General features: G+C 43.9%; 10 protein-coding genes. 7 read left to right on the forward strand and 3 right to left on the reverse strand.

Going from position 1 to position 8,668, the window contains the following annotated elements; translation table 11 throughout:
• Positions 1-1,056 (forward strand): glycerate kinase (locus tag WBA23_RS05970; RefSeq protein ID WP_424581339.1); only part of this gene is annotated, 1,056 nt, incomplete at its 5' end.
• 39 nt (positions 1,057-1,095) lie between these two features.
• Here the strand turns inward: WBA23_RS05970 and WBA23_RS05975 are convergent.
• Both WBA23_RS05975 and WBA23_RS05980 read right to left on the reverse strand, forming a co-directional pair.
• Positions 1,096-2,088 (reverse strand): universal stress protein, encoded by a 993-nt coding sequence (locus WBA23_RS05975; RefSeq protein WP_424581340.1) that lies wholly within the window; start codon positions 2,086-2,088, stop codon positions 1,096-1,098.
• 136 nt (positions 2,089-2,224) lie between these two features.
• Positions 2,225-3,301: an aminotransferase class V-fold PLP-dependent enzyme gene (locus WBA23_RS05980; RefSeq protein WP_424581341.1), complete on the reverse strand. Its 1,077-nt coding sequence runs from the start codon at positions 3,299-3,301 to the stop codon at positions 2,225-2,227.
• 160 nt (positions 3,302-3,461) lie between these two features.
• Here WBA23_RS05980 and WBA23_RS05985 point away from each other — a divergent pair, with 160 nt between their 5' ends.
• Entirely contained in the window at positions 3,462-4,253 is a 792-nt protein-coding gene (locus tag WBA23_RS05985; RefSeq protein ID WP_424581342.1) for a YwqG family protein, read from the forward strand.
• 109 nt (positions 4,254-4,362) lie between these two features.
• On the opposite strand, the gene WBA23_RS05990 is transcribed toward WBA23_RS05985, so the two are convergent.
• On the reverse strand, positions 4,363-5,064 hold the full coding sequence (locus WBA23_RS05990) for an arylesterase (protein ID WP_424581343.1): 702 nt from the start codon (positions 5,062-5,064) through the stop codon (positions 4,363-4,365).
• Positions 5,065-5,162: 98 nt separating this feature from the next.
• Between WBA23_RS05990 and WBA23_RS05995 the strand changes: the two genes are divergently transcribed.
• From WBA23_RS05995 to WBA23_RS06015, 5 genes are all read left to right on the forward strand, one after another.
• Positions 5,163-5,870, forward strand: a complete 708-nt coding sequence (locus WBA23_RS05995; protein WP_424581344.1) for an ABC transporter ATP-binding protein — start codon at positions 5,163-5,165, stop codon at positions 5,868-5,870.
• A gap of 27 nt (positions 5,871-5,897) precedes the next feature.
• The gene (locus tag WBA23_RS06000; RefSeq protein WP_424581345.1) at positions 5,898-6,122 is read left to right on the forward strand and encodes a hypothetical protein; all 225 of its coding nucleotides are present in this window, start codon (positions 5,898-5,900) and stop codon (positions 6,120-6,122) included.
• A 27-nt stretch (positions 6,123-6,149) separates the two neighbouring features.
• Complete coding sequence (locus WBA23_RS06005) at positions 6,150-6,371, forward strand: hypothetical protein (protein WP_424581346.1); 222 nt, start codon at positions 6,150-6,152, stop codon at positions 6,369-6,371.
• Complete coding sequence (locus WBA23_RS06010; protein ID WP_424581347.1) at positions 6,368-6,829, forward strand: type II toxin-antitoxin system VapC family toxin; 462 nt, start codon at positions 6,368-6,370, stop codon at positions 6,827-6,829. Before WBA23_RS06005 ends, WBA23_RS06010 begins: the two co-directional genes overlap by 4 nt.
• 100 nt (positions 6,830-6,929) lie before the next feature.
• The coding region (locus WBA23_RS06015; protein ID WP_424581348.1) for an ABC transporter permease at positions 6,930-8,668 on the forward strand (1,739 nt) is incomplete at its 3' end.

Here is an 8,668-nt window from a genome sequence, read left to right on the forward strand (position 1 = left end):
CGCGGATTAGAACAAAGTAAGCTACATCCGGAGTGCACATTGCAGCCAATTGCCGATGGGGGTGACGGAATGCTGGAAGTCATGCTGTCGCAAACCAATAGTCAAAAGAAATACGCTACGGTAGAAGATCCATTGGGACGTCCGGTGCAGGCAGCCTACGGATTAATTCAGAACGGGAAAACTGCGGTAATTGAAATGGCCGAGGCTTCTGGGTTACGATTACTTACTGCCGATGAGCGTGACCCACGTAAAACGTCTACCTTCGGCACCGGGCAACTCATTCAGGAAGCATTAAACCAGGGAGTTGATGAAATTGTGCTGGGCGTAGGCGGAAGTGCTACCGTGGACGGTGGACTGGGAATTGCTCAGGCACTAGGAGCAAAGCTGAAGGATGAACACGGAAACGAGATTCCTCGGGGTGCCGATGGATTGGCGGTTCTGTATAGCATAGATGTAAGCGGATTAGATAGTCGGCTCGAGCACTGCCGAATCACGGTTCCTTGCGATGTGACCAATACATTGGTGGGTGCGGCGGAAGTATTTGGGCCACAGAAGGGAGCTTCGCCCGAGCTAGTAGTAGAAATTGAACGACACTTCTTGCGCTATAGTAGTCTAGTTCAGAAACATTTGAGAAAAGAAATTGCTCGTTTGCCTCGGGGTGGGGCGGCGGGTGGAGTAGCGGCTGCATTGTACGCCTTTTTTGGTGCTGACCTAGTGAATGGTACCGAGTTTCTGTTAGCCAAAACCGGATTTCAGACCGCGCTAGATCAAGCTGATTTACTAATTACCACTGAAGGAGCACTTGATCAGCAAACGCAAGGTGGAAAAGGACCGTTTTACGTAGCGCAACAAGCCAAAGCGCAGCAAAAGCCGGTCATCATACTGGTGGGTAGCGTTCCGAAAGACTACGCTCCGAAAAATTATCTGGAGTACGATGCGATCTTCCCTATTGGTCCTCGACCACAGTTACTGAGCGAAGCCCTGGCGAATACTGCCAAGAACCTGGAGCGAACTGCCTACCAAATTGGTAACCTGTTAGCCATAAAAAAACCGTAGCCTGAATAGCCTACGGTTCATCAAATAGTTTAATAAAATTTAGATACGCTGAAGCATGTCAATCAATCCGGCATTTTTGTGCTTGTGTCGCACAATTAACAACGGAATTTCTGAGTCTTTTTCTACCAATCTCTCAGTAGTAGTACCAATGGGAAACAACGCGGTAGGTGCTGATTTCCCTTTACCGCCAATTACGATACAATCAACATTATTTTCTTGAGCAGTCTCGTAAATGTTACTGACAACATCATCATTCTTTACTAACGAGAAGCTTGGAATTACTTTCACTCCGGAAGTATCTACCTTCTTGATGAACTTATCATACTTTTTGCGAGCGTGCTCACACATTACGTCGCCGCATTCTTCAAAAGTCTTTCCGGAATAGTGGTAACCCACCGGTACCTGATAAGCATGATGGCAAATAATGTCTATTTTACTACCCGCTGCTCCTTCGCGGCGAGCTACTGATAAAGCTTCTTCCAAAGCGGCTACCGACTCTCTGGTAAAGTCAACAGCTACCATCAATTTACTAACTCGGGTATATTCCCGTTCTGGCACGATCAATAGTGAACAGGTAGCCCGACGAGCTAATCGCTGTGTAACAACGCTATTGTTTTTAAGGCTCTTCTTACGGCCTATTACAATAGCATCAACACTATGTTTATCAGCCAGCTTTAGAATCTGTTTAGAAGGCATAGTGCCTTCTTCTATAGAGATTTTTGCTTTAGCCGGAAGGGTCAGATCGAAGTGCTCAATCACCTTCTTCTCTAGCTCGCGCCGACGTTCAACTTGAGCCTTCTCTAATAAATTAGGAAATTCCTGACGAAGTGGCGAGGGCAATGGGGTGCGCTTAATAACATTTACAAAGTGAACATATTCGGCCGATCCGGTTCGGGCTAGAAACGAGGCGAACTGGATCAATGAAGTATCCATTTCGGTATTATCTAACCCTACCATTATTTTTTTTACAGGATGCATATTATTCAATCCTTCTTTAGAATTAACAAACTGGTTGTTTTGTGTGGTTGACATGAGTAAAGTACGTGACGTTTATCAAGAGCGAAAAACTAATAAACACCTCTTTAGTATACGTGTAATAAAGTTTAGCGTTCTATTTACTTAGTGGTTTCTATTCCTCTATATGTCTACACATTCTATACCAATTTTGTTACAAAATTGCACTCATTTTATCGATTAGTAATATCATCTGCTCTTTGGAGTGCGTAGGAAAATTGGCAATTCTAACGTGTTTGCCTTTAAATGTACCATAGCCATCTCCAACAATTAGTCGACTTTGCCCTAGCTCTTCAATAATTTTTGATGAATGACTTTGGGTTTCTGCCACAATGACAGTCCTAGATCGATGTTCTTCTTTTTCCACAAACGGAGTGAATTTTGGGTGCTCAGATAGCATTTGGTACATCATACCCGCCTTAAATTTAGTCTCATTGCGTATTACATCTATTCCTTTAATGAGCATATCTTCCGCTACCTTAGCTAAAAGATAGATACCCAATACATTTGGTGTCTCGGGAGTTTGTTTTTTCTGAGCTTTCATGAACAACGAAGGTAGAGAGTGGTACGAGCCAATACTCTGCTGCGTAACTAGCTGCTCGGCTTTAGCCAGACACCGGTCATTCACTATCCATACGCCCAACCCCGCAGGTAGTCCAAACCCTTTCTGAACCGAGAAATATGCAGTATCGATCTGGGTATAATCTAATGGTATGTACGGCAATGTAGAAACCGCATCTACGGCAACAATAGCATCAGGATGGCTTTGCCGTACTTGGTAAATATCTTCTAGGGGGTGGGCAACTCCCGTGCTAGTTTCATTCTGGGTAAAGGCAATTAATTCAGTATCAGTCGGAATCGCACTTGAATTAACCAAAGCACACTCACCTGCGGGTGCCTTCTGCACTATTGGCGAACGACCTAATTCTTGCGCAATTTGGTAGAATCGTTCCGAAAAAGCACCATTCACGTAGTGGTAACTACGTTCAGCTACTAAATTCTGAATAATCCGTTCCCAAATCTCGGTGGCCGATCCGGTAAAAAGAACATGAAAATTGCCTGGTAAACCTAGTAGATTTCTTAAATTCTCTTCCGCTTCTTGGAAGATAGATTGAAATTGAGCACTACGGTGCGAAATAGAGGGAATCTGCTTATTTAAAGCTTTTTTTATATGACTCTCTACCGTAAAATATAATTCAGCAGGACCGGGTGTAAAAAATATTTGTTTCATCAGTTAAAAATGTATCTTTAAGCCTTTAAGTAACGTGCCTATGTCTAATGGGTTAATAATTTTTCTCATACTCAACTTGAACATAGAACTTTCGCTACAGTTTTTCTACCTTTGCTTTAAATCAATTACCTATTTATTATTTTTTGTCTGTTCGTAGGCTATGAACTCCCCATTATCATCGTTGCCACCTTCATTGGCAGCTTATCGCTCTGCTGTTGAACAATCCCTTCGTCCGTATATTCGAATTCAAGCGCAAATTGACGAAGATGTAGCCGTTATTCAAAGTAAGTTCGGTGGATTACCGTATTTGCCGGTGGATGTAGACTATCCGCTCGCTGAAAATGGTGATCCGCTATTTTTGCTAGCGCAGATAAACTGTGAAGATTTACCTGAACTGGAGGACTTTCCGCAGAAAGGTATTTTGCAGTTTTACATCGCCAATGACGATATGTACGGCCTGGATTTAGATGAGCCTACCGATCAACAAAACTTTCGCGTACTCTACTTTGCTGAAGTTGATGAAGAAAATCGCCAACGTGACTTTAGCTTTTTGCCAGTATTTGAAGATATGCCCTTTGAGGACAAGTATTCTCTCACATTCAACAAGGAAGCTGGTTCGGTTTCTCCCGAAGACATTCACTTTGACGAAGTTTTTGGGGAGTCACCGCATACCTTCTTTGATCAGTTTGGGGCAGATGCTGATCCGGTTCGGCGCGAGTATCGCCGATTTGCCCAAGGCCCGGGCCACAAAATGGGTGGCTACGCTCACTTTACTCAAGAAGACCCTCGCTTTGAAATTGATGATTTTGCCGAGGCAACTCTTTTACTTCAAATAGACTCTAAGAACGAAATTGAGTGGGGTGATACCGGGACTGCTAACTTCTTTATTCTTCCCGAAGACCTTCGGAACCGAGACTTTAGTAACGTAATGTTCAATTGGGATAGTTTGTAACAATTAGCAGTGAGCAATTAACAATGTACAGTTGATAGTGACAGCGAAGAATGCTTGATTAGGTTACCAGTTTCTATGGACTATGGGCTGCTGACTGTGGACTAGAGAGCTAACTCGCAACTTCCAAGAGGGGGTATAATACTTCCCAAACGGTATTAGCTACTATTTGATGGCCTTTTGCAGTAGGGTGAATGCCGTCGGGTAAATTAAGTTCGGGTTCACCAGCTACATCTTCTAGTAAAAAAGGTATCAACGCTACTTCCTGATTATCGGCTACTTTAGGAAATATTTTCTGAAAATCAGCTGCATAACCGGCCCCCATGTTGGGGGGTACCAACATACCAGACAAAATAATCTCTGCTTCAGGATAAGTTTCCTGCACTTTGTCAATCATAGCATTCAGATTACGCTGGGTTTCTTCGGTACTAATACCTCGTAAACCATCATTGGCTCCCAGTTCTAGCACAAATATGTCAATTGGCTGCTGTTCCAGCACCCAATTTAGGCGAGTATTACCGCTGGCAGTAGTTTCGCCACTTAAACCGGCGTTCACTACCTGATAATCTAGGTTGAGAGAGTCTAGTCGCTTTTGGATAATGGAGGAAAAAGCTTCGGAAGGATCAAGCCCGTAGCCCGCGGTTAAACTATTGCCAAAAAATAAAATAGTGGGTTTATTCGTCTCCTCTACGGTTGCTGATTCAGTTTCAGCAACTAGTTCACTTGATTCTTCTGATGTTGGCTGGTTTTGAGGTTGGCAGGCCAAGTAATAAGAAGCAATCAGAATAAAAAGTAATGGAGAACGAAACCGCATGAGAAAATCTTTTGTGAATACTTACCGTAACTTAACTAGAAACACCAATGAAAGTGTTCTATCTTAAAAAAGAAAAGGATGGAAGGAATTAATTACTTATGTCAAATATTTTAAAAGTAGAAAACCTTACTAAAACATATCAGAGCGGCAGTCGCCAACTTACTGTTTTACACGATGTGTCGTTTGCTCTGGAGTCGGGGGCTGCCTGTTCCATTGTAGGGCCTTCCGGTAGTGGAAAAACCACCTTACTAGGATTGTGTGCGGGTTTAGACCGAGCAACTTCCGGATCAGTAGCACTAAATGGAGTAACATTAGATAATCTTAATGAAGATGAACGAGCGGAGGTACGAGGAAAACACGTCGGGTTTATTTTCCAAAGCTTTAACCTGATGCCAACGCTTACCGCGCTGGAAAATGTGATGGTGCCTCTGGAGCTACAGGGCAAAAAAGATGTGAGTCGCTACGCCTTAGAGCTACTAGATAAGGTAGGGTTAGCAGATCGGCAGCACCATTACCCTAGTCAACTGTCGGGCGGTGAGCAGCAACGGATATCCATTGCCCGGGCCTTCTCTAATCAACCCAAAATTTTGTTTGCCGATGAACCTACCGGTAATCTGGACGAGGAAACCGGACAGCACATTGAATCGCTGATCTTTGACCTAAACCGCGAAGCCGGAACCACCCTGGTGATTGTTACTCACGATTTAGGACTAGCTGAGAAAACCCAACGAATTCTGCGGATCAAAGGCGGAAAATTGATTGAAGATCGGGCAGTGGAAAACGTGATGAATCGGAAAGTGGTATAGTATAAGAAAGCACGTAAACTAAGAAATATGGAAGCTTATAAAATAAAACAGAGAGTCGTTGACCGTACACTTACGGTTGAACTTCCCGCAGAATTTGAAAATGCTGAGGTAGAAGTGATTGTATTGCAAAACGAAGTATTTGATTCTCTGAAAACAAAGAAAGCAGATAAGTGGCAATCACTTCGAGATGCTAAAGGAATAGCTCGGAATTCTACCGTAGAAATAGACGAGGAGGAATGGTACAAGCAGTAAATTCTCTTAAAATTAAATATCTAGATTATGGAAGTATTTAAGACGAAACAAAAGTTAATAGACCGCACTCTGACTATTGAACTGCCAGAAGAATTTAAGGGAACAGAAGTCAATATTACTGTTGAGAAAAAAGCAGAAAAACTCAATGAGCAAGCAAAACAAGAAAAATTAGCAGTGATTCAACGCTTCGCCGGTATCTATCAACCTGGGGATTATATATTACCCGAAGATGAGTGGTATAAGCAATGAAAATATTTGCAGATTCGTCGATACTCGTGGAACATGTAAAAGGCAGTAAAACTAACTTTATTGAAGCTTGCTTAGAAGGGAGCGCGGTGATGCATATTAGTAGCACTGTGGTAAGTGAGTTTTTGTTTCATAGTTTAGCTATCCGAGGTAATAAATCGCCTTTAACGATCAAAATGAATGGGGAAATATCCACGTATCTGGACGAAAAAGAGGTGTCTACCTTTCTCAGTCAATTTTCTATCCTTTCAACTAATATTGAGATAGTATCTGCGGTACCTAGTCTGATGGTTAAGTACAACCTGCTATCTAATGATGCTCTAATTCTAGCAACGTGCCTACACCATTCGCTACCTTACCTCGCCTCTTACGATGAGAACGACTTCCGTGGTGCTTGCGCTGCCGAGGGAATTACGCTGATCAGTAGTGTAGCGGAAGCCGAGCAGTACTTGACTAACTAATGTTAATTCAACTTCGAAGAACACACTACACATAGCTATTTTATACCGTAGCAGCTTGCTCACTGTCAATCTTCCATTATCCCTTTTCAACTAACACCCTATGAATTTTTCCTGGTTTTTAACGATGGCGTGGCGCGATAGCCGCAAGAACCGCTCGCGTCTGCTGCTATTTATGAGTAGTATGGTGCTGGGTATTGCGGCATTAGTCGCGATTAACTCCTTCGGCGATAATATGCGACGGGAGATTAATGGTGAAGCGAAGAAGCTACTGGGGGCCGATTTGGTGGTAGAAAGTCGCTTCCCGATAACGGATACGGTACGTACTTTTTTTGATTCGCTAGATGCTGAAATATCGGAAGAAGTGAGCTTTGCTTCTATGGTGCTGTTTCCCGAAAGTGGAGGAACCCGGCTGGTGCAAGTTCGGGCGCTGGAAGGAGAGTTTCCCTACTACGGTGCCATTGAAACTCAGCCGGTGGAAGCTAGTCGAGCGTTTCGTGCCGGGCAGGAAGCATTAGCGGATAATACGCTAATGTTGCAGTTTGACGCCCAAGCGGGCGATCCGATCAAAGTGGGAGAGCTTACCTTTACATTGGATGGAAGCATTCATAAAGTACCGGGGCAACCTGGTATTGCGGCTACCGTAGCTCCTCCGGTCTACATTCCAATGCAGTATTTAGAAGAAACCGGGTTGCTGCAAAAAGGCAGTCGAGTGAACTACAAACTGTATCTCAAATTCCCGGAGAGAACTGACGTAGCTCAGTTAATGGAAGAATCCATTGAGCCATTTTTAGAACAAGAGGAGCTTCGCTACGATGATGTAGACGAACGTAAAGAAGAGATTGGCGAGAGCTATCAGAACCTGACCGGCTTTTTAAATCTGGTGGCGTTTATTGCCTTACTGCTAGGCTGCCTAGGTGTAGCCAGTGCAGTACACATTTATCTGCGGGAGAAAGTATTATCTGTTGCAGTGCTACGTTGTTTGGGCGGTAAAGGTGCTTACGGAGTCTGGATATTCCTGATTCAGATCGGAGTTATGGGATTGCTGGGGGCAATCATTGGCGCAGCCTTAGGAACGGCTATTCAGTTTGTGCTACCGGAGTTATTTGCGGACTTTATTCCAGTAGAAGTAGACATCGCGCTCTCGTGGTCAGCGATTTTCCAAGGAGTTATCACCGGATTGCTAATCGCTATTCTGTTTGCTCTATTGCCATTACTTTCGGTACGAAAAGTTTCACCGCTGCGTACGCTGCGTACTTCGGCTGATGAGGATCAGGTACCTGACCCGCTTCGCTATCTAGTGTTCGGACTAATTACGGTATTTATTTTTCTGTTCTCTTACTTTCAACTTAACAATTGGTTAGATGCGCTGATCTTTACCGGAGGCACGTTGGTGGCTTTTTTGATCCTGGGTGGTATGGCTCGCCTGCTGATGTTCGCCGTACGACGCTTCTTCCCAGTAGGATGGAGCTATTTGTGGCGGCAGAGTCTGGCTAATCTGTACCGACCTAATAATCAAACATTGGTACTGATTGTCACCATTGGTTTGGGTACGGCATTGATTGGAGTACTTTTCTTTGTGCAGCAAGTGCTAATTGATAAAGTGGCTCTCACCGGAAGCGAGCATCAGCCCAACATGGTGTTATTTGATATTCAGTCCGATCAGGAAGAAGAGTTAGCACAGCTGACCCAATCTTTTGATTTACCGCTCATTCAGCAGGTTCCCGTGGTTACTATGCGGTTAGCCGCTTTAGAAGGTCGTACTACTGAGCAAATTAAAGAGGATACAACCGATCATATTCGGGGTTGGGTATTGAACCGAGAGTACCGGGTTACGTACCG

The organism is Tunicatimonas sp. (assembly GCF_049647865.1).
Lineage (GTDB): Bacteria > Bacteroidota > Bacteroidia > Cytophagales > Cyclobacteriaceae > Tunicatimonas.

What these genes read in the sequence shown, in the direction of transcription:
- WBA23_RS05985 (WP_424581342.1), top strand. Translation starts at nt 3,462, where the DNA reads ATGAACTCCCCATTATCATCGTTGCCACCTTCATTGGCAGCTTATCGC.
- WBA23_RS06000 (WP_424581345.1), top strand. Translation starts at nt 5,898, where the DNA reads ATGGAAGCTTATAAAATAAAACAGAGAGTCGTTGACCGTACACTTACG.
- WBA23_RS05975 (WP_424581340.1), bottom strand. Translation starts at nt 2,088, where the DNA reads ATGTCAACCACACAAAACAACCAGTTTGTTAATTCTAAAGAAGGATTG.
- WBA23_RS06010 (WP_424581347.1), top strand. Translation starts at nt 6,368, where the DNA reads ATGAAAATATTTGCAGATTCGTCGATACTCGTGGAACATGTAAAAGGC.
- WBA23_RS05980 (WP_424581341.1), bottom strand. Translation starts at nt 3,301, where the DNA reads ATGAAACAAATATTTTTTACACCCGGTCCTGCTGAATTATATTTTACG.
- WBA23_RS05995 (WP_424581344.1), top strand. Translation starts at nt 5,163, where the DNA reads ATGTCAAATATTTTAAAAGTAGAAAACCTTACTAAAACATATCAGAGC.
- WBA23_RS06005 (WP_424581346.1), top strand. Translation starts at nt 6,150, where the DNA reads ATGGAAGTATTTAAGACGAAACAAAAGTTAATAGACCGCACTCTGACT.
- WBA23_RS05990 (WP_424581343.1), bottom strand. Translation starts at nt 5,064, where the DNA reads ATGCGGTTTCGTTCTCCATTACTTTTTATTCTGATTGCTTCTTATTAC.